Here is a 24,819-nt window from a genome sequence, read left to right as displayed (position 1 = left end):
CATTTGAAAGGTTGGAAAGGATAATAGTTATTGTTTTAATAATAGCTATGGTATCGTATGACATTGGAAGATCATCTATCACCTGAAATCAAGCAATTAATCGATCGCGCACAGACAGAGATGTCACAAAAAAATTGGCATGATGCTGCGGAAACTTTAATCACTGTGTATGAATCATTAACAACGTTTGATATTAATTACCGGTTAGTTACTGCACTATTCATGGATGAGCAGTATCAATTAGCCGCTTCATATGCTGATGATTTTTTATATAATTACTTAGAAGAAGAAACCGATTTTCGAATGGTTGTGACGCTTGCCATCCAAAATCAAAACTTTGTCTATGCGCAACAAATAGCCGTATTATGGCATGATGAGGTTGTTAAATCGGCAGTCCTTAAAGATATACGGCGTGCTGAATCCGTAGCACAAGAGACCATGGCCACCACTTTTCAGACCATTGGCCGACAATTTTATCATTTGAGTGATTATGATATGCTTCAACAGCGCGATCGTTATGAATCGGCTAGGCATTTGCCAGTGGCTGAATTTGTAAAAGGGGCACAATTTTTACTTGTTGACCCTTATGTAACACCCATCATCCGAGCTACCTTATTTGAAGATTTACAAAAATTACAGGTTGAGGGGGATATCGCCTATCGTTGGTTAGATGATAAGACATATACGATTAATTTAAGTCAAGTGAGCTTATTAGTCGATTCACCTATTTTTGAGACAGTTGCAGATCTCTTAGATGAACGCCTTGGCCATGATGATCCCATTGCAATGGATATGTTAGCCCAGCAAGTACGATTTGAAATGACATTACTTTATCCACGTGTGACAGAAATTATTACTAATCCAGAAGCGTGGGTAACAGCAAGTATTGCCCAATATTACGATAAAAGTACGGATAATGAGCCTGCTGAACAGCGAAAATGGCATCAACATGTTCGTAGCTTGATTGCCTCATTTTTTGCAAATTAATTCGTAAAACTATTTACATTTTCTTAATAACTCGGTATAATAATTTTTGGCTTCAAGAGCCGGAAAAACGCAATTAACTGTTGTCTTTTGACGGCTTGCGTTGTAAAATATATTTATAAACATTTTTCAGAATACTGATAAATGAATTTTGGAGGAAACTACATTGGCTAAGGAAACTTACGTTCGCACTAAGCCCCACGTTAACATTGGTACTATTGGACACGTCGATCACGGAAAGACGACTTTGACAGCCGCAATCTCAAAGGTATTGGCTGAAAAGCAAGGTATCACAGCTACTGATTTTGCTGAAATCGATAACGCGCCTGAAGAAAAAGAACGTGGTATCACGATTAACACTTCACACATCGAATACGAAACAGAAACACGTCACTATGCTCATATCGATGCCCCTGGTCACGCCGATTACGTTAAGAACATGATCACTGGTGCCGCTCAAATGGACGGTGCTATCTTGGTTGTTGCTGCAACTGATGGTCCTATGCCACAGACACGTGAACACATTTTGTTGGCACGTCAAGTTGGTGTTGAATATCTTGTTGTATTCTTGAACAAGACTGATTTGGTTGATGATGAAGAATTAGTTGAATTGGTTGAAATGGAAGTTCGCGAATTGTTGTCAGAATATGACTTCCCAGGCGATGATATTCCTGTAATTAAAGGTTCAGCTTTGAAGGCCCTTGAAGGTGACCCTGAACAAGTTAAGGTTATCGAAGAATTGATGGATACTGTTGATTCATACATTCCAGAACCAAAGCGTGAAACTGACAAGCCTTTCTTGATGCCTGTCGAAGACGTATTTACAATCACTGGTCGTGGTACAGTTGCTTCTGGTCGTGTTGACCGTGGTGTATTGACTACTGGTACAGAAATTGAAATCGTTGGTTTGAAAGACGAAATCAAGAAAACGACTGTTACAGGAATTGAAATGTTCCGTAAGACACTTGACGAAGCACAAGCTGGTGATAACATCGGTGCATTGTTGCGTGGTGTTGACCGTAACGAAATCGAACGTGGCCAAGTTTTGGCAAAGCCAGGTTCAATCAAGACACACAAGAAGTTCAAGGCTGAAGTTTATGTTCTTTCTAAGGAAGAAGGCGGACGTCACACACCATTCTTTACTAACTACCGTCCACAATTCTACTTCCACACAACTGACGTTACAGGTGTTGTTGAATTGCCAGCTGGTGTAGAAATGGTTATGCCTGGTGACCAAGTAACATTCGAAATCGAATTGATTTCACCTGTTGCTATCGAACAAGGCTTGAAGTTTACTGTTCGTGAAGGTGGCCACACTGTTGGTGCCGGAACAGTTACTGAAATCGAAGACTAATTATTTTGAAAACACGCGTAAGCGTGTTTTTTTTTGTTAAAAAAACTATCACTTTAACATCTCCAAGTATGGTAAAGTAATAGTTTTCTTTATTTTTTTTGATCTTTGTTGTTCTCACGACCAAGCATCGCATCGCGAGAATAATTACTTTTTTCTTTTTGATCAGCGGGTAGCTGAAATAAATCATCAATCGACTGTGTGACAGATGTCTCATTATTCATAATTTTTGCCATCTTATATACCTCCGTGTGAGTTAAGTATACGCTACTTTTTATGCAATAATATACAATTATTCAGTTATAAAAAGTATATTTAATGCATATAAACTGCATTCATGTATACTATTACTTAGAGACCAAAGGGAGTAATTAATATGGACAATTTATTAACTATAGCCAATTTAAAGAAACAATACGGTGACAAAATTGTTTTTGATAATGTTAATGCAACAGTTAAACAAGGTGAAGTGATTGCAATTTTAGGGCCGTCAGGGGCCGGTAAATCTACCTTTTTACGTGCTGTTAATTTATTAGATTCACCAACGAGTGGTCAAATTACCTTTGAAGGTAGTGAACTCACTAATTTAGGTGAAAATGCACTAAATCAGCTGCGCGAAAAAATGGGTATGGTATTCCAAAGCTTTAATTTATTTCCAAATTTATCTGTTTTAGAAAACGTTAAATTGGCACCGATGAAAGTGAAAGGTTTGGCAGATGACGCAGCAACACAATTAGCCAAACAGTTGTTAACTCAGGTTGGATTATCTGATAAATATTATGTTTATCCAACAAGTCTTTCTGGCGGACAACAGCAACGTGTGGCCATTGCAAGAGCGTTAGCCATGTCGCCAGACGTGATGCTGTTCGATGAACCAACAAGTGCATTGGATCCTGAAATGGTTGGTGAAGTACTTAATGTTATGAAATCTTTAGCTGAGGCTGGTATGACAATGTTAGTCGTCACACATGAAATGGGCTTTGCTCGTGAAGTGGCAGACACAATTTGGTTCATGGCAGATGGCGGACTACAAGAAGTTGCCACACCCGAAAAGTTCTTTAGTCAACCACAAACTAAGCGTGCACAGGAATTTTTGAAGAAAGTCTTATAATAGTGATTGATAGTAATCGTATGTCACATACGATTACTATCAATCTTTTTTTATTTCTGTTATGATAGGCACATGGACAATATATTAGTGGCAAAAAAAAAGGCGGCGATTGCTGCTTCAAAGTTAGTCAAAGATGGTATGACAGTTGGCTTGGGCACAGGGTCGACAATTGCCTTCTTTTTAGATGCCTTAGCTGAGCGTGTACAACATGAGAAGCTAAATATTATTGGTGTAACGACCTCTTTTAAAACAGCTGATCGTGCCAAAGAATTAGGCATTCAAATACAAGATATCGACAGTGCACCCATGATTGATTTAACAATAGATGGCGCAGATGAAGTTGATACAGAACTGAATGGTATTAAAGGTGGTGGCGCGGCGTTTTTAATGGAAAAAATTGTAGCGAAGAATTCTAAACGTGTGGTTTGGATTGTTGATAGTCTTAAAGTACATGATAAGTTAGGTCAGTTTCCGTTACCTGTTGAAGTTGTGCCATTTGGAAGTGGTAAATTGATTACTGAATTTGAACAACATCATTTGTATCCAAAATTGCGTACAGGAGCATATGGGCAACCAGTTGTGACTGATATGGGGCATTATATTGTTGACCTGGATTTACAAGTTATTGATCAGCCCTACGAGTTAAGCCGATATCTAGACGGACGGATTGGTGTTGTTGAGCATGGTTTATTTTTAGATATTGCCGATGAAGTCATTGTTGGGTCACAACAGGGTGTTAGTTACTTACGACGCACTGATTTACAGAAAAAAATGTAACAATGGACTAAAGCGCTTACATCTTTTATCCATAAGCGGTATAATGAACTTGTAAAGAAATAAACAAAGGAGCATGTCGCGTGATAGGCGCAGCATAGTAAGAGATTATGGCATACAAGAATATTTTAGTTGCAATTGATGGTTCAGATGTATCAAATGTTCTCATCAAGAAAGTGCATGAATTCGCACCCGATGCGCACATTGATATTTTAAATGTAGTAGACACATCAGGTGGTTACTTTGGTACCATTGTTATGAACGCCGATATTATTTATCAGATGGAGCAGGATGCTGAGGTAGTTATTAATAAATCTTACGAGTATGCTCACCAAATTGGACACAATGACGTTGATGTCCACGTACGTTTTGGAACACCAAAACAAGTTATTGCACGTGATTTTCCTAAAGATCATAAGAGCGATTTGATTGTCGTTGGGGAAACAGGTTTGAGCCCATTGCAACGCGTTATGGCGGGCACGGTGCCTTCCTTTGTAACCCAAGCATCGCGTACCGATGTTTTGATTATGCGCGTGAGTGAATCATAATTTTAAGCAAAGTAAAAAGCAGTGATTAATCACTGCTTTTTATTTCGTTTCTTTTAGAATAACAATATTTTTGATTTTAATGGGATCAATAGGCGTAGAGCCCTCGCCCTCGGATTTGACCTTGGCTGAAGCAATGTTGTCAACGACAGCCATGCCAGATATGACTTGGCCAAACACGGTATAGCTACCATCTAAAGAGGGATTACCACCATTTTTGTAGGCCGCTACAATTTTTTTTGGATATTGATTTGTATTAAGTTTTTGAGATTGGTCTTGTTTATTTTGGTTAATAAAGAATTGAGAACCATTAGTGTTGGGACCAGCGTTAGCCATAGATAATGCGCCACGGATATTGTATAAAGAAGAGCTGATTTCATTTTTAAAACCTTGGCCACTATCGATATTTTTATCTTTGTTATGCCAGATTGATTCACCACCTTTACCAGTTCCTTGTGGATCGCCACCCTGGATCATGAAATCTGCAAGTACGCGATGAAACGTTGTGTTGTTGTAATAACCTGCTTTAGCATGACTAATAAAATTCTCAACTGCAAGCGGCGCATAGCGATTAAATAGCTTGAGTGTGATGTCACCGGCAGTGGTAACAAGTCTCACTTCGCTCTCGTCATCAGCAATAGTCGTATTAAGTTGCGGCAATGTCATCTGATCAAGCTTGGGATCCCTTTTTACTTGAGAGGTTTGTTGCTTAGCCGTATCGTTGGATGAACCACTATTTTTTTGAGATGTTAGCAGGAAAATAGCGATGATTAGTCCCACAAGTATCGTGACCATTGCAGCAATCGTCACATATTGTTTTTCTTTATTCATGTTGCCTCCTAATGATTAAATACGTTCAATAATAAATAGGGTCTCTTTTTTAGTTCGGTAGGTTGCTTGCGCATAGTCAGCTTTGATTAGTGTATCAAGATAGGCTAGCCAGTCGGTAGGTATGTCTTGAAATTTAATGAGCATAAGGCCACCGTGTTCGAGTCGTGGCAACACACGATTGATTTGATCAGTGTAGTCATTAGGATATTGATTCTTATTTTGTGCATCATCTGAGTAGTCAAAAATACCAATACTTGCTTGACTCTGTGAGCCGATTTCTTGTAAAAAAGAACGATCTAGCGTTTTACCGAGCAAAGTGACGCGTTCAGACAAGCCACTCATAAATAGTGAGGCAGCTGTTGCATTTGCATTATCTTTTGTCGCCGTGTAACTTAATACTTTGCCAGACTTGCCGACCCTTGTCGCTAGAAAACGCGTATTAATGCCATTGGCAGTCGTCCCGTCAATCACAATATCGCCAACTTTTACAGTTTGTTCAATGAGTTGGTGTGCGAGTGTCTCAATTGATGGTATCATAGGAATCTCCTGTTAAAAATAGATATTTTGAAAGAGTGAGTAAACTATAGCCTAACGACAGTGCAGCGATAATGTCAGTCGGGTAATGTACATTGACATAGATACGACTGATTGGGATGACAAAGAGTAGCAAGGTGAAAATAGTAATTGCTGTTAGTTGCAACCAACTTTTTGACACATAACGCTTGGTTAGCACGATTAATGTACCATAGAATAAAATAGCAACCATCGTGTGTCCAGAAGGAAAACTAAAGCCGTGCTCTGGAATTAACTGTGGTATTGGACGTGGGTTGCGAATAATACGTTTGGTTATTTGTGTCGTTAACCCTGCATATAAAAAAATATTGACCAGTAAAAACTGCAATGCAGGGTAAGCTTTCTTATAACTTAAGAAAATAATCAAGATTAACGTGCTTAATCCAATAAATGTGACACTACCAAGTTGCGTAATATTGATTAGAATCATATCTGCTAATGGTGATCGCTGTTGTATTAAATGTTGACCGATACTATTGAGCTGTTCAAACCACAAAGCTTGTGATACCAAGCCAATCGTTAGACAGAGAAAAATGCTAAAAGTAATTAGCGCCAATATAATCTGTGTTTTTTGCTTTATAATCATAACATACAGTATACCTGATTTTGATTAAACGTGATATAATTAGAGCATTATATTTAACAGTAGTAGACATGGCGTGGTGTGTTAGAGAGTAAGCGGTGGTGAAAGTTTACCGAACAACATGTTGAACTCGGTTAAATCACCTTGAAAGCGAAACTTTAGTAACTTTCAACGTATCGTCGCGTTAAGACGTTTTGAGGCGTAGCAATACGTAAACATAGGTGGTACCGCGATTAATTCGCCCTATGTCATGCTTTTTAGTGTGATATAGGGTGATTTTTCGTTTTTACTTTAATTATTTTAAGGAGGATATGCAGCGATTCTAGTAAATTGCTGTATGAAAAAATATGCCATACGAACATCAACAAATTGAACAAAAGTGGCAAAAGTTTTGGGATGATAATCAAACTTTTGCTACCTCTGATACAACTGATAAGCCAAAGTATTATGCTGTTGACATGTTTCCTTATCCGTCAGGACAGGGCTTACATGTTGGCCATCCAGAAGGTTATACAGCAACAGACATTATGAGCCGTTTTAAGCGAGCTAAGGGATTTAATGTCTTACACCCTATGGGATGGGATGCTTTTGGCTTGCCAGCAGAACAGTATGCAATGAAAACAGGGCATAATCCAGCTGACTTTACGAGTCAAAATATTGATCATTTTCGTGAGCAAATAAAATCATTGGGCCTCTCATACGATTGGAATCGTGAGATAAATACGACAGATCCATCTTATTATAAGTGGACTCAGTGGATTTTTGAAAAATTATATGAAAAAGGTCTAGCATACGAGTCTAACATGATGGTCAATTGGGATCCAATTGACCGTGTTGTCTTGGCTAATGAAGAAGTGATTGATGGTAAGTCAGAACGTTCTGGAAATAAGGTTGAGCGAAAAGCCTTGCGACAATGGGTACTGAAAATCACAGCCTATGCTGACCGATTAGTTGATGACTTAGATGATTTGGATTGGCCAGAAGCGATTAAGGAACAGCAACGTAATTGGATTGGCCGTTCCAAGGGTGCTGCAGTGTTCTTTAATGTTGATCACGCAGATGCTAAAATTGAAGTTTACACAACGAGACCAGATACCTTATTTGGCGCTACGTATATGGTTTTGGCTCCTGAACATGAACTAGTTGACAGTATTGTCACAGCAGAGCAAAAACAAGCTGTCGCAGATTATCGTGCAGCAATTGCTGCTAAGTCAGATCTTGAACGTACAGATTTGAACAAGGATAAAACAGGTGTCTTTACAGGTGCTTATGGTATCAATCCAATCAATGGTGAAAAATTGCCAATTTGGATTGCCGATTATGTTTTAGCTTCGTATGGCACAGGTGCAATCATGGCCGTTCCAGCGCATGATGACCGCGATTTTGAGTTTGCAAAAAAGTTTGATTTGGCGATTAAGCCTGTGATTGCTGGTGGCGAGAATGATGATGTTGCATATACTGGCGATGGGGTACACATCAATTCTGATTTCCTAGACGGCTTGGACAAAGCAACCGCTATCGATCAAGCGATTGACTGGTTAGAAGCACATCAAGCTGGACATGCACAAACCAACTTTAGACTACGTGATTGGATTTTTTCTCGTCAGCGTTACTGGGGCGAACCGATTCCTGTCATTCATTGGGAAGATGGGACAACAAGCTTAGTACCAGAAAATGAGTTACCACTTTTGTTGCCACATGCCACAGAATTACGACCATCAGGTAGTGGGGAGTCACCACTAGCTAACTTAACCGATTGGTTAGAAGTGACACGTGACGATGGCGTTAAAGGTCGTCGTGAAACAAATACAATGCCTCAGTGGGCAGGCTCATCCTGGTACTTCTTACGTTATATTGATCCACATAATGATCACCAACTAGCAGACCCTGAAAAATTGAAGTATTGGATGAATGTTGACTTATACGTTGGTGGTGCTGAACATGCTGTGTTACACTTATTGTACGCTCGCTTCTGGCATAAATTCTTATATGATTTGGGTGTTGTACCAACTAAAGAACCATTCCAAAAGTTAGTGAACCAAGGGATGATTTTGGGTGCTAACCACGAAAAAATGTCAAAATCAAAGGGAAATGTAGTCAATCCAGATGATATTGTCCGTGAATATGGTGCTGACACGCTACGTGTTTACGAGATGTTCATGGGACCTTTGACACAAAGTAAGCCTTGGTCTGAAGAAGGCATTACCGGTTCTCGTCGCTGGTTAGATCGTGTTTGGCGATTGTTAATTGACGATGAAGGGCAATTACGCGATCATGTGACAACTGTTAATCCTGGTGATTTGGATAAAATTTATCATCAGACAGTTAAAAAAGTGACAGATGATTTAGAAAATATGCGCTTTAATACAGCAATTTCACAAATGATGGTTTTTGTTAATGACGCGTATAAGTCTGATGCCTTACCTGTGACTTATATGAATGGCTTTATCCAATTATTGGCACCATTTGCCCCTCACTTAGCAGAAGAACTTTGGGTTCGCTTAGGCAATCGTGAATCAATTTCATACGTCTCTTGGCCAACGTACGATGACACAAAGTTGGTTGATGATACAGTTGAAATTATTTTTCAGGTTAATGGTAAAGTTCGTGGTAAAGCGACCGTCGCGCGTGATATTAATCAAGATGACATGATTACTGCAGCTAAAGCTGATGATAATGTACAAAACTTCATTACGGGTAAAACCGTTCGTAAGGTTATTGCTATTCCTGGTAAGTTTGTCAATATTGTTGTTAGTTAATAAAGTTATTGTGTGATAAAAATAGGCTGACTAAGTATAGTCAGCGTACATAATAGTTTAAGAGGAGTAGACAAATGACGGATGAACAACGTCCCGAAGATCAGAATATACGCGGTCAACATGTTGATAAAATTAATGTGGATGGTCAAATATTAAGTGCTGACGAAATACTGGCACGTGCACGTCAACGGGCACAACAAAAGCAAGTTCAACCTCAATCACAACGTATACAAGCGCGTGACATACCAAGGCAATCGGTGTCTGAGATTGCAGCTATTCAAGCCCAAAATCAACAATCTCGGCAACGGATTATAGCTAAAAAACCAAACTTGAATAAAATTCAAACGCCAGATCCATTTGCTGCTGAAATTGAGACAATTGCTGCCAATCAAACACCAAAAAGAGAAGAAAGTAGCCAAGATGCAAGTCAGGCTACGCTCGTTAAAGGTTCTGCTTGGTTATCAGCAGGCAATATGTTATCACGTATTTTGGGGGCAGTATATATCGTACCTTGGATGGCCTTATTAGGATCTAATTCCAATCGTGCTAATGCCTTATTTGGGCAAGGTTATAATATTTATGCGATGTTTTTGGCAATCGCAACGTTTGGTGTTCCAGCAGCAATATCTAAGTTAGTTGCAGAATATAACGCAAGACATGATGTTTACCAATCACGTCAACTCACACGACAATCATTATTGCTTGGCGTGATACTAGGAATTGTATTTGGCGGAGCCATTTATATTTTGAGTCCCTGGTTATCTAAGGGTAATAGCAACTTTGTGCCAGTGCTACGTTCTCTAGCCCCTGCTGTCGCTATTTTTCCATTAATGTCAATGATTCGAGGTATTTTTCAAGGGTATCAGTTGATGAGTATTTCAGCACTATCACAAGTTGTTGAGCAAATTGCTCGTGTGATTTACATGCTGGTTACGGCTGTAGCAATTTTAAAAATTAACCCAGGAAACTGGAGTGGTGTGGTTGTGCAATCAACATTTGCCGCGTTTATCGGGGCTATTTTCAGTATGATGGTCTTGATATGGGGATGGTTGAGATATCATCGTATTTTATCTCAGCCACTCGATACAACCCAACCGCATGAAGCGGCTTCGACATGGGGGTTAATTTTTAGTATTTTGAAAGAATCATGGCCTTTTATTATTATTGGTTCAGCAATTACTTTATTTCAACTTGTTGATCAGTATACGTACTTTGATATTATGAATCATTTTTTTGCTTATACTAATGAACAGCTACAGGTGGAGTTTGCATTGTTTAGTGCCAATCCGAATAAGCTAATTATGATTATTGTGCCGTTTTCTACTAGCATTGCAGCCACAGCATTACCAATGTTATCTGGGAGTAAAGCCACACTTACGCGTGAAGATATTCAAATACAATTACGACAGGTGATTAAATTATTTGCATTGGTGATGCTTCCCAGTGCATTAGGTATGTTTGCTATCGCTGGCCCACTATATAAAATGTTTTATCCTATTGACGTGTCTAATCAAGAAGGCATATATCTTTTACAATATTCGACAGTTTTGGCCGTTGTCTTTAGCCTGTTTATGTTACTTTCCTTTATTTTGCAAGCACTGTCCGAAGTGTCCATTGTAATAAAAGCGTTTGTTTTTGGATTATTAGTTAAAGTTGCTTTGCAAGTACCGTTTATTCGTTATTTTGAAGGGATGGGCGCTTTGATGTCAAGCGTCGTTGGCATGGTAATTGCTATTGCGTTTATGCTTAGTTATTTGAAAACAGCCTATCAAGTGTCTCTAAGTGATATTGCGGATGAACTTTGGCAGCTATTTATTGGTGCGGTTGTGATGGCAGTTATCGCTTATCTCATTGTTGTTGTGATGCGTCAGTTCATATTCCCATTAGACAGCAAATTATCAGTAACCCTAACAGCATTAATTAGTGCAGGTGTTGGTGGTGCCGTTGTTTGTTTACTATACTTACGTATGGGGTTTGGCGATGAACTATTAGGTTCGCGCATTAATCGTATCCCAGCAATCTTACGTCCAAAACGATAATTGTGATAATTATCGTTTTTTATTTTCTCTCGACGAAGTCATAAAAAAATATTAACAGGCTATTTTTAACCATCTACTTGGTGTATGCTAAGATTAAGTTTTGTACCGAATGGAGGTATCGTGATGACAAATCAAGAAACACAAACAACCTTACAACCAGATTTGCTTAACCGTATTGATAATAAAATCTTATACTTAGGGCAATTACAATTGGCCATTACAAAGCAACATGTTGCTGAAGTTTATGAACTATTAGCAACAAATAATGATTCGCTGTCATCTGGACAACAGTTACCTTTAATTGTGTCTGATTTAACAGACGAACTATCTGATTTTCTAGCACCAGAATTAATGCACTTTTTTGCTGAAAAGTTACCCTTTTTATCGCTTACGCCTTCAAGCACGATTAGCGATACTTATGACGTTTTTTTAGGTGATTGGTGGCACCATCGGCAATTAGGCACGTTAAACATTTTGTCGATAACACTGTCTTTGGAAAAGCAAATGATAACCGAACTTCAGGCAACCGAAAAGTTGTCAGAGGGCCAAAGTATTAATGAAAGTAAAGTTCAAGAAATCAACGAAAATATTAAAGGACTAAAAGCGTTCTTAGCAGATAATACAAAACGAACGTTAGAGTTACAAGTTGTCAAAGATCAGCTTACAGAATTGTCAGCCAACAAGTCAGGCTTATTTAATCGTAATGACAAAAATACACGTGAAGCTTTAGAAAAAAAGCGCGAATTATTAGAGGCGACTCAGAAGCGCATACCAGAAGTTGAACGTAAATTAGTTGATCAAGAAAATGAATTATTAGCTTACGAAAAAGATGACGCCTTGAGACAGTTAGAGTTGCAGGCAATTTTGTCGCAATATTCAAATGTGGCAGCATTTGTGGCAGCGATATCACAATTACATGATGTTTACTTAGATAACCTCAAAAAAGGGTAATGATATGGCAGATTTTGATACACAGGTTTACAGTGAAAGACTAAAACAAGATTTGACGCTCTTTAATCGTTGGCAAATTTTAATTGCTACTTTGGGCGATGTTGATGAGACGGCAGATTTATTAGAAGTTGTTGAGAAAATATTGGCTTTTGATATCCATGAATCAACGATGTTACGAATTGCAAATGATTATTGGTTTCCAAGTACGCATTGGGTGACGGTAGCCTTTGCACGTCTGGCCGAAACTGCCTCACTATCAAATACTGAAACTGTTTTGCCAAGGGGACAAAAATCGGCTGAGTTACATTTTGATGAATGGCCAAATGCGGCTTTCAAATTCGTACCGGCGCCTTTAGCGTCAGGTGGTTTTTATTTGGAAGAAACAGCACAAGAATTGCGGGTATTATATTGGGATATTGTACATAAGCGTTTTTATTTAGACACACAACAGTTTGCTAAGTTAGTGCAAACAGAAGCTGTACAGTTAGCCGGGGTCCAAGCATTAGCGATTTTTCAAAAACGCCTCATAGCTATTGCTGAGCAGCTAGCGTCAGAAGAGTTTAGCATTGATTTACCAGGACTTGCTGCCCAACATCAACGAGATTTGGTGATGGTTGAAAGAGAGTTGCCGTCGGTTGTTTTAGATAGTTTATTTGTCACAGCAGCCAAGCAGCAATTTGTGTTAAAGCGAGCGCAAGGCCAACAAATTGGGGTGGAAATTGCTGTTGGAGAAATTGCTATCAGATTAACACAAGTATTCAATGACTCAGGGCATCAACAATGGGTTTATGCCATTGTTGATGATAATCAACAGGTCACAATTTTTACACTACTACAGCAACTACCTTTCTTTTACCAATGGTACATCGCGCATATTGACCAAGTTGGTTTGAAAGATAAGCGCGAAGTATTTGTGGAATAAGCCAATATATGAGATGATTATTATGTTATAGTATTAACAAAAAAATATTAGCAAATGCTAATTTAAAAGGGGAACGCTCATGACATTTCTGATTATCATTGCAGTAATTGCCATTGTTGCAATTATTTGGATTAGTGTATATAACGGCTTGGTTAAGTCACGGATGCACACAAAAGAGTCTTGGAGTCAAATAGATGTACAACTCAAACGTCGAAATGATTTGATTCCAAACTTAGTAAATACCGTGAAGGGTTATGCAGACTTTGAGAAGTCAACATTGCAAGCTGTCACAGATGCGCGTACAAAAGTTAACAATGCGCAAGGACCAGCTGATACTATGGTAGCGTCTGATCAGTTATCTGGTGCCTTGACGCACTTGTTTGCTGTGGCAGAAGCTTATCCAGAACTAAAAGCTAGCAACAACTTTACCAAATTGCAAGAAGAGTTGACTAACACCGAAAATAAGATTGCCTATTCTCGTCAGTTGTTTAATACAACAACAGCTAGCTATAATGCCAAGCTTCAGACCTTTCCAAGTAACGTTATTGCGGGCATTCATCACTTTGAACCAAGTGAGTTTATTGCTGTACCTGAAACAGAAAAAGAAGTACCTACGGTTAAGTTTTAATGTTATACGAGCAGATACAATCTAATAAACGTCGAACGGTTTTCTTATTAATTGGTTTTTTGGCGCTGGTTGGTATTGTAGGGGCTGCGGTCGGTTATTTACTTCTAAAATCTTTAGTGACTGGTATTATTGGTGCTCTACTTGTTGGTGTAATTTATGCAGTCATTATGATTAGTAACGCAACAGATGTTGTTATGGCAATGAACCATGGCACAGAAGTCACTTCAGCTGATCAAGCACCAGAGCTCTGGCACACAGTTGAGGATATGGCAATGGTTGCGCAAGTACCTATGCCGCGGGTTTTTATTATTGAAGATGAGAGTCCAAACGCGTTTGCAACTGGTAATAATCCCAAGAATGCTGCTGTTGCTGCAACAACAGGATTAATCGCCTTAATGAACCGAAATGAATTAGAAGGCGTTATTGGTCATGAAATCAGTCATGTCCGGAACTATGATATCCGCATATCGACAATTGCCTTGGCACTAACAGCTGCCATATCGTTTTTGATTAATTTAGGCAGTAATTGGTGGCTTTTCGGTTCGGGTAGCCGTGATCGTGATAATCGCGATAGTGGCGGTGGTGGGCAACTATTGGTTTTTATATTATCGTTAGTAGTCATGATTTTTGCACCTCTAGTAGCGGCTGTTATTCAAATGGCTATCTCACGGAATCGTGAATATTTAGCTGATGCTGGTAGTGTAGCGTTGACACGTAATCCACAAGAATTAATTGCTGCTTTACGTAAGTTGAATTCTGCACCACCAATGTCACATGTAGATGAATCATCGGCAGCATTATATATTAGCGACCCACTAAAGAAAAAGGCGCGCTTATTTGATACACACCCACCGATTGAAGAACGAATTGCAAGGTTAGAAAAAATGTAAGAACATCTAGTTAATGACTAGGTGTTTTTTATTTGTGAAGCAATTAATTGCTTTTTTCTAGGGTTGATTTTTCTCATAAAAACCTGTAAAGTGATATCAACAACTAAATCTTTTGTTTGCAGATATATCGCTGGGGAATGGCCAGCAGTTTCTACCACGCCCCAAAAGTCGTGACTATCCGCAAATGTGAACCGATATATTTTTGTCGTTGAAGCATTTGTGGATCTGTCGTGTCCCGAATGCTTTTTTACTGTCAATAAAATGTGTTTAGTTTCATTCTAAAATATACTCGGCGGATCCGTTAACAATTGTGTTAACAAAAAGGCCTAACATGATAAGTCAGAATCAGTAAATCATTGCACAATTTACTGATGACATTTAAATCTGGAGGATCTCATGCAAAAATTTTTCTTAGACGATGAAAAGCCTAAGTTCAGCTCACGCAATAAGTTTGCTAAGATGGGCTTGACGTTTGATGATATGAAGTTAGTTTATGATCAAAACGCAACAGTTAAGTCAGCTGACATAGATGTTAGCACTGTGTTGACACCGACATTGAAGCTGAAATTACCATTAATTTCAGCGGCCATGGACACTGTCACAGAAGCACGTTTTGCGACAGAATTGGCTAAATTGGGTGGTCTTGGTGTTATTCATAAGAACATGACTATTGCCGAGCAGGCTGATGAAGTGAAGCGTGTGAAAACAGCTACTTTTGACTCAGATATTTATCCTAATGCTGCAACAGATAATCAAGGACGTCTTTTAGTTGCCGGTGCGGTAGGCGTGACTTCTGATACGGTAAAACGTGTCGAAGCCATGGCTGCTGTCGGTGTTGATGCGATTGTACTTGACTCTGCTCATGGTCATTCAGAAGGTGTATTGCGTAAAGTTTCCGAGGTGCGTGACGCGTTCCCAACTTTGAACATTATTGCTGGTAATATTGCGACAACTTCAGGCGCTGCTGCTTTGTATGATGCCGGTGCAGATGTGGTTAAAATTGGTATTGGACCTGGTTCAATTTGCACAACACGTGTTGTTGCAGGGATTGGTGTGCCACAACTTTCTGCTGTGCGTGATGCAGCTGAAGAAGGGGCACGCCGTGGTAAAGCTATTATCGCTGATGGTGGTGCTAAAACTGCAAAAGACATTACAAAGGCATTAGCTGCTGGGGGAAATGCGGTTATGCTCGGTTCAATGTTCTCTGGTACAGAAGAAACACCAGGCGACGTTTTTGAAGACAATGGTAAGCGATACAAAACATACCGTGGCATGGGGTCAATTGCTGCAATGGAAGCTGGTTCTAAAGACCGCTACTTCCAAGGGGAAGTCAATGAAGCTAAAAAAATGGTACCAGAAGGTATCGAAGCCCGCGTCGCTTACAAGGGGGCTTTGGCAGATGTATTAGCCAAGATGATGACCGCTATCCGTGAAGAAATGGCTAAGATGGACGAAAGCTCAGTTGCTGACTTATCAAAAAATGGTCGTATGACACGTGATATCAGTGTGATTGACTATGAAGCGGAAGTAGCACATGTCAAAAAGTCTTATATAATGCCAACATTTTAATGTTTGTATCACGGAGAAAAAATATGTCTGAAAATAATGAAAACAAAGGCTTGGGTTATGACCAAGTATTATTAGTTCCAGGAGCTTCGAATGTGCTCCCTCACACAGTATCTTTGGCAACACGATTGGCAGATGGCTTTGTTTTGAACATGCCATTAGTTTCAGAAGCCAACGGTACAGCAACAGATAATCGTGTTGTGGCAACTGCTTTAAATGGTGGCTTAGGTGTGGTAGCCGAACAAGAAGATATTGCAGCACAAATGGCTGTGATCTCTGCTGCTAAAGCAACAGAAGTAGACAATGAGAAATATCCTAATGCGTTTGTTGACGATAAAGGTCGTGTCCGTGTAGCAGCCGAAGTTTGGTTGACTACAGGTGCACAGGCACGTGTGGATAAACTTGTGGCCGCTGGTGCTGATGCTATTTTCTTCTATTTGCAAGATGACTTAAATCAAGAAACAAATGCTATTGTCAAAGCTGTTCGTAAAGCCTTTCCAAAAACTTTCTTAGCAGTTGGTGCGGTGGAAGACCAGGGTATTGCTGGTGCTTTGTATCAAGATGGTGTTGATGCAGTGATTGCTGGGCGTTCAGTGAACTCACCATTGCCAAATAATGCATTGTACCCATTCTTAACAACAACAATGGCAATTGCAGAAGTAGCCTCAGAGTTTGATAAGACGGTTATTGCCTCAGGTGGTGTCCATTATTCAGGAGATGTAGTTAAAGCGATTTCTGCTGGTGCTGATGCTATTTTGGTTACTGATTTACTCAAGGGTGAAGTCCTTGAAGCTGATGGCACATTTGTTGGTGGTGACATGTCAATTGATGATGCAATCTTCCAAGCAGATGGTGGCTTACGTGCTGGTATGGGGTACACAGGATCATCTACTATTTTGGATTTAAAGCTGGGCGCACAATTCGTGCAAATCACAGATAATGGTTTGAGAGAATCACATCCACACGATGTCGAAATTACAAAAATTGCACCAAACTACGCTAAGTGATGATAACATTAGATCAAAAAGGGAGAGTAACCAAATGGCTGAAGTAAATGCCGATAAGGTCCTAGTTTTAGACTACGGTAGCCAATATAACCAATTAATTACCCGCCGCATTCGTGAGATGGGTGTTTTTTCAGAATTGAAGTCGCGTCATATGACTGCTGAGGAAGTTAAAGCATATAATCCTAAAGCAATTGTCTTATCTGGTGGGCCAAAGTCAGTGTATGAAACCGATGCTTTCGCGATTGATAATGGTATCTTTGAATTAGGTATTCCTGTACTGGGTGTTTGCTACGGCATGCAATTGATGGCTCAAAACCTTGGTGGTCAGGTCGAAGCTAATCCTGGTAATGGTGAATTTGGCCAAACCGCTCTAAAGAAAACAGAGTCAGCTGGTCGTTTATTTGCGCATACGCCCGAATCGCAAACTGTGTTGATGAGTCATTCAGACAATGTTGTTTCCTTACCAGAAGGGTTTGTTGTTGCTGGTGGATCAGACAAAACACCAATTGCGGCAATTGCTAATGATGAGCGACGCTTATATGGTGTCCAGTTTCACGCTGAAACGACACTATCTGAACACGGTAAGCAAATTCTCCAAAACTTTGTATTAGATATTGCACAAGCAGAAGCAAATTGGGACATGAGTGGATTCATTGATGAACAAATTGCCCGAATTCGCGAAACTGTGGGTGATAAAAAAGTTTTGTTGGGCTTATCAGGTGGTGTTGATTCATCAGTTGTTGGTGTACTATTACATAAAGCTATTGGTAATCAATTAACTTCCATCTTTGTAGATCATGGTCTGCTGCGCAAAAACGAGGCAGAACAAGTCATGACAATGATGGGCGACCAATTTGGTTTGAATATCATTAAAGTCGATGCACAAGATCGTTTCCTTTCAAAATTAGCTGGTGTCACAGATCCTGAACAAAAACGTAAAATCATTGGTAATGAATTTATTGAAGTCTTCAACGATGAAGCAACTAAGTTAAAAGATATCGATTTCTTAGCACAAGGAACACTTTATACCGATGTTATCGAGTCTGGTACGGATACGGCACAAACAATTAAGTCTCATCATAATGTTGGTGGGTTGCCAGAAGATATGCAGTTTAAGTTGATTGAACCATTGAACACACTCTTTAAAGATGAAGTTCGTGAGTTGGGTGAAGCATTGAATATGCCACACGAAATGGTTTGGCGTCAGCCATTCCCAGGTCCTGGCTTAGGTATTCGAATTTTAGGTGATATTACCGAAGATAAGCTAGAAATCGTCCGTGATTCTGATTGGATTTTGCGTGATGAAATTGCAAAAGCAGGTCTTGAAGGCGATGTTTGGCAGTATTTTACTGTCTTGACAGGTGTTCGCTCTGTTGGTGTAATGGGCGATTATCGTACGTATGATTATACAATTGCCATTCGTGCCATCACTTCTGTTGACGGTATGACAGCTGATTTTGCCCAATTACCTTGGCCATTGCTGCAAAAGATTTCAGCACGTATTGTCAATGAAGTTGGACACATTAATCGTGTCGTCTACGACATTACGGCTAAGCCACCAGCAACTGTTGAGTGGGAATAAGCAATGCTAAGGGTATAATGATCATTAGTGTATTATATCAGTTATAGTTTTTTCAGCCGATAAATAAAAAGAGCAAGCCTACTTTGTGCTTGCTCTTTTTATTTTGCCTAGCAAAATGTTAATTTCAAAAATTTAAGAGATACTTTCTATTTTAAAAATAAGTATTGTTTAATATTTATTGTAATAGTGTATGTTTAAAGTTACTGAACTTGCCAGTGGTAGCCAGCAGGCAGTGCACCACCAGGTGCAATTCGCGTTGAATGTCCTTTTCTTGTTTGCCAGTTAAAGCCATCTTGAATGGCCCACTTGTAGGCACCGGTATTATTAATGTTGCCATCTGCGGCTGAGGACGGTGATGGATCAGGCGTAACATAAGTTTGTGCTTGTTGTTGTGCTGCTGTATCGGCTGCTTCTTTTGCACGGGACTCTGAATGAGCTAATTCACGTGATAATGACTTACTTGCTTCATGTGAAACCTTTTCGGCAGAGGCGACTGCTTCTGAACTAGCTTTATCAGCGGCTTCTTTTTCTTCTTTAAGCGTTTTTTCTTTGTTTAGTGTATTACGTGCGGTGCCTGTTGAATAATCAATAATGGCATTTGGACTGTCATTATCAAGATAAACAACTGTTGTTTCATCATTGCCTTTTTCTTCACGATAAGAATGCAGGTTAATCGTTACTTTTTTACCACTTTCTTTGTAACCAACATAGGCTAAGCGAATTTGACGTGGTAAAAGTTCGTTATTTCTATACAATGGTGTAACCTGATAATCCAGGCGATAACCCTTGTTTGCCTTAAGCCAAGTAGCTAGATGGTTCTCATAGTAAAGCATGCTTTTCTTATTAGAAGCATTAGTACTTTTCAGCGCACCAGCATTTAAATAAGCAGTTTCAGGAACTAGGTTACGCGCCTCATCGTTTAAACCACTAAATTGATAACCAACAAGGTGACCGCGATTAAATAACCAAGCTTTACTAATTTTACCGTTACTTTTTTCGTACTTAAAACGATAGTTATGCCAACCAACAGGATTGTACTCGAGACGTGCTGCGCGTTTTGCCGATGGCTTTTCTGAATAAGATAGTTGAATATGCGCATCAGTAGCACGTTGATGGTTGTCTTTGTCTTTTAGTACCAGTTGTTTTGAGTGATTAAAGTTAAGGGGATGTTGATCTGGATTTGTTAAACTAGTGTCTCTGTAACTGTTATCTGCTGAAATTGTATCAGCAGATGCTAGGCCTGCGAGACTCGAGATGGCCAGTACTAACAGTGTTTTTCTGAGTATTTTAAACATAATCTTCTCCCAAACCTTTTATCGTGTTTGCTTGGCACGTTCAACGTAGTGTAAGACATCAAATACTGACTAATTGTTTTTATAGTTGTTCCGTATAGAATGTCATGTTTCTCCCCAGTGTCCTAACTATTAATTAAGTTTTATAACACTTATGAATTAAATATACACTTAATTATCGAAAAAGAACAATCAACTAGCCAGCTTTGGCCATAATATATCTGAAAACAGTGGGATAGGCATATAAAAAAGCAAGCCCAGATAAGCTTGCTTTTATGGTTATTGTGTTTTAATTGAATTGTTATAAGCATCAATTAATGTTTTGCTTTTTTCGGAATATAAATTCTTAATCTGGGTAGCGTAATCATTATAATTCTGATTATTTTTACCTTTTTCAGACCGTACTTTATCTAACTGACTTAAGCCATTCTTGGCCATATCTTGTAATTTTTGAACATGCGTTTCTGTCATTTTTTTTCGCCCTTCAATATCTTGAGGAGCGTTTTTTAACGACGCATTGAAATCATTTAACATTGTATCAGAAGTTTGTTTGAGATCAACGGAAACTTTATTTAGTATCACTTTATCGTCCTGTGCTTCAGTTGTGGTTTGTAATTTTTGACTTGCAAAAGACTGGGTACTAGAAGAGGTATCTGTTTTAGATGTCATGATTAGAACAGTGATAATTGCTACTATAACGACGACAACTAATATAATTTTTTTCATTGTTATTTTCCTTAAAAAGTTTTTTGTGCTGTTTAACGTTTAACAAAAAAATTAAACATACGACTGCTTTTATTATTATTAGTAATATTCCCATTGTATCGTATATTGAAACCAGAATAAAGTGGGCGCTGATGCTAATGACTGAGGCCAAACTACTGACGGATTATTAAATATGGCATTTAAGTACATGTTTTTTTATTTAAAAAATACTATTTTAATCGAAAATATATTAATTGACGTTAATATAATAACAGACGTAATGTTTGATGAATTTATTTAAAAAATCAAAAGTTGCGTCTAGACCTGTTACTATCGCGACCCTGACGATAAAGCCATGGCTGTGGGCATATATCAAAAAGGTAGGTGGTTATTATGTCGTAAATAGAAAATATTAGTTGTCGTTGTCATTAACAGTAAGATAAGTAGTATGGAGAAGAATAATGCGTTTCAAAAAAATAATTGTTGCATCAATAGTAGTGATTGCGTTTTTTAGCTCAGTCATTGGTGTTAAAGCAGCAATTGATTGGACAGTTGGCCATCAAAACATGCAAGCCACTGCTGATAATATTGATAAATTAGTTAATCGTATTAATAGCTTAAAAGGGGAGGCTTCCCAAAATCAACAAGAGCTGGCTGATTTGAAAAATCAGTTAAAGAGCCAACAACAGCAATATCAGGACTTAGTCAACCAGAAAAACAATGAAGAAGAAGCCCTGAAAAAGGAGATTCAGCAAAAAATTGACGAAGGCAATCAAAAAGTCGCTGCAAAGCAACAAGAGGTAGATCAATTGAATAGCAAAATTAGTGATTTAAATAAACAATTAGATGATAAAAAACATTCAGAAGATAATCTCTTGCAGGCACTGCAAGATGCGCAAAATTTAAAGAATAAGTCTGATCAAGCTGTGGCGCAAACCAAGTAAATAATCTGGCATGCGTTTCGGGATATAAGTGTCATAGTCCATTTAATGTTATAAAAAGCATCGTGCTAACGCATACTTGTTAACACGATGTTTTTTTGTTATGAAACAATAATTTGTTTATAGACTGCTGTTGTAGCCCAATATATTAACATATAAATGGTGATGAGCAGGGCAATGCAAATGAAACTAACACTTATCAAAATATTAATATTATACATTGAAAAAACCGATAAAACATTTTTGAGTACAGGTAGTGCAAAAGCTAAATTGATGACAGCACCAACAATTGGTAAGAGAAAAACAGTAAGTACTTGGCTATTAATTGCTTTTCTTGTTTCCTGTTGACTAAGACCCAATTGCCGCATAATCGCATAGTTTGCCTTGTCTGAATAACCCTCAGAAACTTGTTTGTAGTAAATAATCATAGCGGTCGCGCAAATCATCACTAAACTAATGAGCACACCAATAAATAAGAAACCACCAAACAGTGAACCAAACAAATCTTTAATGACAAAGCGTGACGTGATGCTGGCAGGGTCGGCGTTGAGCAGATTAGGAAGTTTTTCACCAAATTGTTTACAAGCCGATTTAGTTCCAACAGTGTTAAAACTGGTGACGTAAAGTACAGGTGTGGGATTAATTTTTTGTGCGATTGCTTGTGATTTAGCGATAATAAAAATTGGTTTATAGGTGCTATGGTTGTATACAAAAGAAGTGTTAAATGATGTCACTGGTTTAACTTTGTATTTGTGACCATGAATTATAATCTCCTTGCCTTGATAAGTGTTGTCTGGACTGTACAAGAGAATTTCGTCATCAGCCAGATGATAATGTGTGCCTTCTATGTGATTATATTGTTGTAAGTCCAGCGACGATATCGCCACTTCAGTTTTTAAAGAATTATTGGCTTTAAAATAGTTATTTTTCAGTTCACCGTTTGTTGGCATCGTCACAGTCATTTGGCGCCGCGATTGAAGGCTTATATTTGTTTTGCTAGCAAATTGTGTTATTTGTTCATTCTGGACAAGGTTAATTGGTGACGTAGAAACAATTTGAATATCTCTTTGACTCCACAAATTGAGTAGATTATTTTGGCCTGCGACAAGTGAGACAGAGGCAATAATTGATACTAAGGTGGCGGTACACAAAAGACTGATTGTTGCTAGGCCAGCACCGTTTTGCTTCATTCGAAAAAGCATGTTGGCGACAGCAATAAAATTTTTAGGTTTATAATAGTAATTTTCATTCTGCTTTAATAGCTTTAGAAACACAATACTTCCAATGATAAAAATCAGATAGGTACCAGCCACGACAAGCATAATAGCGACCATCATCTGCAAAAATGCCGAGAGTGATGCTCGGGATGAAATAGAAATATAATAACCCATGATGAGCACGATTAAGCCAGTGATTGCTAAAAATGTATGTCCTTTCGGTACTGTTTCCGCTTTGGAAGCTTTATGCCATAGTGTAATAGGATTAATGTGGCGTAGCCCCCAAAAATCGTATAGCGTCAGTAATAAGAAAATAATGGCAAAAATGATAGCAGCGATAGCAATAGGTTTTATGGTGAGTGTTTGATGAAGATGTTCAAAATTAAGCAGCACACGTAAACTCATTACAGAAAGTTTGGAAAAGGTAATACCAATAATTAGTCCAAGACCTGTACTGATGGCATAAAAAAGTAAATTTTCAATGCCGATGACTTGCCGTAAGTTGTGCTTGTTTAAACCAAGCATACTGTACAACCCAAGTTCTTTAGTACGTTGTTTACTCAAGGTTTGTTCAGCATAAATAATGGCTAAACCTGAAACTAATATGACAAAGCCAAGGCCAAGTTGCATAAGCGCAACAGCTATCGCACCAAAAGAAATATTTTTCAGGTTGGTATCATATAACATTGCTAAAAAGATATAAACAACAGCTACCCAAATGGTATTGGAGAAAATAAAGGGTAGGCTTTGATTTTTATTCTTAACAAGATGATGATAGGCGAGCTTAAATTGAATCATTGGCTAGTCACCTCTCTACTTTGTAAAGCAGCTAGACTGTTGATGATTTGTTCGAGGTAGTGACTGCGGTTTTGATCACCACGATAGAGTTCATTGTAAATGATGCCATCTTTAATAAATAATGTGCGTTGAGCATAGCTTGCCGCCTCAGCACTGTGTGTCACCATTAGGATTGTTTGTCCACTGTGATTAATGTGATTAAATAATTGCAAGATTTTTTCGCTGTTACCGGAATCCAAAGCGCCCGTCGGTTCATCGGCTAATAATAAATCCGGCTGTGTAATTAATGCTCGGGCAATCGCAATACGCTGTTTTTGTCCACCGGAAATTTCAGATGGCTGACGATCTAATAGGTTATCAATACCTAAAGCTTTGGATAATGGTTTGATACGTTCTATCATGAATTCATGTTTGGCTTTTGATAAAACCAGAGGCAAAAAAATATTATCACGATTATTAAATGTATCCAGTAAATTAAAGCTTTGAAAGACGAAACCCAAATGTTCTCTGCGAAACTGGGACGAGTCTTTTTCTGATAGATGACTAAGGTCAGTTTGATTAAGCGTTATTGTGCCACTAGTAGGCTGATCAAGTGTAGCAATAATATTGAGTAGTGTTGACTTACCGGCACCAGACTCACCCATGATAGCTACAAACTCACCTTTCTCAACTGAAAGATCAATATCTCTGAGGGCAACAATCTGATTAGTATTTCCCTCGGTAAAAACCTTTTTAATATGTTTTAAATTTAATAAACTCATAATCAAAAC

At 38.6% G+C, this 24,819-nt stretch carries 23 protein-coding genes, 1 riboswitch and 1 other annotated feature; of the genes, 15 read left to right on the top strand and 8 right to left on the bottom strand.

What is annotated here, in order from left to right:
- The first annotated feature begins 57 nt into the window (after positions 1–57).
- Both FGL72_RS05525 and tuf read left to right on the top strand, forming a co-directional pair.
- Positions 58–987 (top strand): type I site-specific restriction-modification system, R (Restriction) subunit, encoded by a 930-nt coding sequence (locus FGL72_RS05525; RefSeq protein ID WP_040176722.1) that lies wholly within the window; start codon positions 58–60, stop codon positions 985–987.
- 163 nt (positions 988–1,150) lie between these two features.
- Complete coding sequence (gene tuf / locus FGL72_RS05520) at positions 1,151–2,338, top strand: elongation factor Tu (protein ID WP_004900335.1); 1,188 nt, start codon at positions 1,151–1,153, stop codon at positions 2,336–2,338.
- A gap of 89 nt (positions 2,339–2,427) precedes the next feature.
- Here tuf and FGL72_RS09750 read toward each other — a convergent pair whose 3' ends face one another.
- A complete protein-coding gene (locus tag FGL72_RS09750) occupies positions 2,428–2,571 on the bottom strand; it encodes a hypothetical protein (protein ID WP_004900334.1) in 144 nt (47 codons plus the stop codon).
- 140 nt (positions 2,572–2,711) lie between these two features.
- Here FGL72_RS09750 and FGL72_RS05515 point away from each other — a divergent pair, with 140 nt between their 5' ends.
- The 3 genes from FGL72_RS05515 (at position 2,712) to FGL72_RS05505 (ending at position 4,768) form a co-directional block, all read left to right on the top strand.
- The gene (locus FGL72_RS05515; RefSeq protein ID WP_085698865.1) at positions 2,712–3,446 is read left to right on the top strand and encodes an amino acid ABC transporter ATP-binding protein; all 735 of its coding nucleotides are present in this window, start codon (positions 2,712–2,714) and stop codon (positions 3,444–3,446) included.
- A gap of 72 nt (positions 3,447–3,518) precedes the next feature.
- Complete coding sequence (gene rpiA, locus FGL72_RS05510; protein WP_170167816.1) at positions 3,519–4,223, top strand: ribose-5-phosphate isomerase RpiA; 705 nt, start codon at positions 3,519–3,521, stop codon at positions 4,221–4,223.
- 107 nt (positions 4,224–4,330) lie between these two features.
- The gene (locus FGL72_RS05505) at positions 4,331–4,768 is read left to right on the top strand and encodes a universal stress protein (RefSeq protein WP_004900325.1); all 438 of its coding nucleotides are present in this window, start codon (positions 4,331–4,333) and stop codon (positions 4,766–4,768) included.
- Positions 4,769–4,807: 39 nt separating this feature from the next.
- On the opposite strand, the gene FGL72_RS05500 is transcribed toward FGL72_RS05505, so the two are convergent.
- From FGL72_RS05500 to FGL72_RS05490, 3 genes are read right to left on the bottom strand one after another with little or no spacing between them, the layout of a single operon-like run.
- A complete protein-coding gene (locus FGL72_RS05500) occupies positions 4,808–5,596 on the bottom strand; it encodes a peptidylprolyl isomerase (protein WP_085698867.1) in 789 nt (262 codons plus the stop codon).
- A 15-nt stretch (positions 5,597–5,611) separates the two neighbouring features.
- Positions 5,612–6,133 (bottom strand): SAM-dependent methyltransferase, encoded by a 522-nt coding sequence (locus FGL72_RS05495; RefSeq protein ID WP_085698869.1) that lies wholly within the window; start codon positions 6,131–6,133, stop codon positions 5,612–5,614.
- Positions 6,117–6,755 carry a phosphatase PAP2 family protein gene (locus FGL72_RS05490; protein ID WP_085698871.1) on the bottom strand — a complete coding sequence of 213 codons (639 nt, stop codon included), beginning with the start codon at positions 6,753–6,755 and terminating at the stop codon, positions 6,117–6,119. The genes FGL72_RS05495 and FGL72_RS05490 overlap by 17 nt, the downstream gene beginning before the upstream one ends.
- Positions 6,756–6,801: 46 nt before the next feature.
- Positions 6,802–7,001 (top strand) — a binding site (T-box leader).
- Positions 7,002–7,099: 98 nt separating this feature from the next.
- On the opposite strand from FGL72_RS05490, the gene leuS reads away from it, so the two are divergent.
- From leuS to guaA, 9 genes are all read left to right on the top strand, one after another.
- Positions 7,100–9,511, top strand: coding sequence for a leucine--tRNA ligase (gene leuS, locus FGL72_RS05485; protein WP_004908127.1), 2,412 nt, complete (start codon positions 7,100–7,102; stop codon positions 9,509–9,511).
- A gap of 74 nt (positions 9,512–9,585) precedes the next feature.
- Positions 9,586–11,550 carry a putative polysaccharide biosynthesis protein gene (locus tag FGL72_RS05480; RefSeq protein WP_085698873.1) on the top strand — a complete coding sequence of 655 codons (1,965 nt, stop codon included), beginning with the start codon at positions 9,586–9,588 and terminating at the stop codon, positions 11,548–11,550.
- Positions 11,551–11,673: 123 nt separating this feature from the next.
- Positions 11,674–12,501, top strand: coding sequence for a hydrolase (locus FGL72_RS05475; RefSeq protein WP_085698875.1), 828 nt, complete (start codon positions 11,674–11,676; stop codon positions 12,499–12,501).
- Positions 12,502–12,505: 4 nt separating this feature from the next.
- Entirely contained in the window at positions 12,506–13,423 is a 918-nt protein-coding gene (locus FGL72_RS05470; RefSeq protein WP_085698877.1) for a hypothetical protein, read from the top strand.
- A 79-nt stretch (positions 13,424–13,502) separates the two neighbouring features.
- Positions 13,503–14,051: a LemA family protein gene (locus FGL72_RS05465; protein ID WP_004900299.1), complete on the top strand. Its 549-nt coding sequence runs from the start codon at positions 13,503–13,505 to the stop codon at positions 14,049–14,051.
- Positions 14,051–14,941, top strand: coding sequence for a zinc metalloprotease HtpX (gene htpX, locus FGL72_RS05460; RefSeq protein WP_004900296.1), 891 nt, complete (start codon positions 14,051–14,053; stop codon positions 14,939–14,941). Before FGL72_RS05465 ends, htpX begins: the two co-directional genes overlap by 1 nt.
- Before the next feature lie 100 nt (positions 14,942–15,041).
- Positions 15,042–15,138: riboswitch (purine riboswitch) on the top strand.
- Positions 15,139–15,337: 199 nt separating this feature from the next.
- Positions 15,338–16,510 carry an IMP dehydrogenase gene (gene guaB / locus FGL72_RS05455; protein WP_085698879.1) on the top strand — a complete coding sequence of 391 codons (1,173 nt, stop codon included), beginning with the start codon at positions 15,338–15,340 and terminating at the stop codon, positions 16,508–16,510.
- A 23-nt stretch (positions 16,511–16,533) separates the two neighbouring features.
- The gene (locus FGL72_RS05450) at positions 16,534–17,514 is read left to right on the top strand and encodes an IMP dehydrogenase (protein ID WP_004904205.1); all 981 of its coding nucleotides are present in this window, start codon (positions 16,534–16,536) and stop codon (positions 17,512–17,514) included.
- 34 nt (positions 17,515–17,548) lie between these two features.
- Positions 17,549–19,096, top strand: coding sequence for a glutamine-hydrolyzing GMP synthase (guaA, locus tag FGL72_RS05445; RefSeq protein WP_004908136.1), 1,548 nt, complete (start codon positions 17,549–17,551; stop codon positions 19,094–19,096).
- Between the two features lie 200 nt (positions 19,097–19,296).
- Here guaA and FGL72_RS05440 read toward each other — a convergent pair whose 3' ends face one another.
- Both FGL72_RS05440 and FGL72_RS05435 read right to left on the bottom strand, forming a co-directional pair.
- Positions 19,297–20,391 carry a DNA/RNA non-specific endonuclease gene (locus tag FGL72_RS05440; RefSeq protein WP_085698881.1) on the bottom strand — a complete coding sequence of 365 codons (1,095 nt, stop codon included), beginning with the start codon at positions 20,389–20,391 and terminating at the stop codon, positions 19,297–19,299.
- A gap of 276 nt (positions 20,392–20,667) precedes the next feature.
- Positions 20,668–21,114 carry a hypothetical protein gene (locus FGL72_RS05435; protein ID WP_004904202.1) on the bottom strand — a complete coding sequence of 149 codons (447 nt, stop codon included), beginning with the start codon at positions 21,112–21,114 and terminating at the stop codon, positions 20,668–20,670.
- A gap of 440 nt (positions 21,115–21,554) precedes the next feature.
- Between FGL72_RS05435 and FGL72_RS05430 the strand changes: the two genes are divergently transcribed.
- On the top strand, positions 21,555–22,037 hold the full coding sequence (locus FGL72_RS05430) for a kinetochore Spc7 family protein (RefSeq protein ID WP_004908142.1): 483 nt from the start codon (positions 21,555–21,557) through the stop codon (positions 22,035–22,037).
- Positions 22,038–22,135: 98 nt separating this feature from the next.
- Here the strand turns inward: FGL72_RS05430 and FGL72_RS05425 are convergent, their stop codons facing one another.
- Both FGL72_RS05425 and FGL72_RS05420 read right to left on the bottom strand, forming a co-directional pair.
- Positions 22,136–24,049, bottom strand: coding sequence for an FtsX-like permease family protein (locus FGL72_RS05425; protein WP_085698885.1), 1,914 nt, complete (start codon positions 24,047–24,049; stop codon positions 22,136–22,138).
- Positions 24,046–24,810, bottom strand: coding sequence for an ABC transporter ATP-binding protein (locus FGL72_RS05420; protein ID WP_004904194.1), 765 nt, complete (start codon positions 24,808–24,810; stop codon positions 24,046–24,048). Before FGL72_RS05420 ends, FGL72_RS05425 begins: the two co-directional genes overlap by 4 nt.
- Positions 24,811–24,819 lie beyond the last annotated feature (9 nt).

Source organism: Leuconostoc citreum (genome assembly GCF_007954785.1).
GTDB classification, from domain to species: Bacteria; Bacillota; Bacilli; order Lactobacillales; family Lactobacillaceae; genus Leuconostoc; species Leuconostoc citreum.
This window is presented reverse-complemented; position numbering and strand designations above follow the sequence as displayed.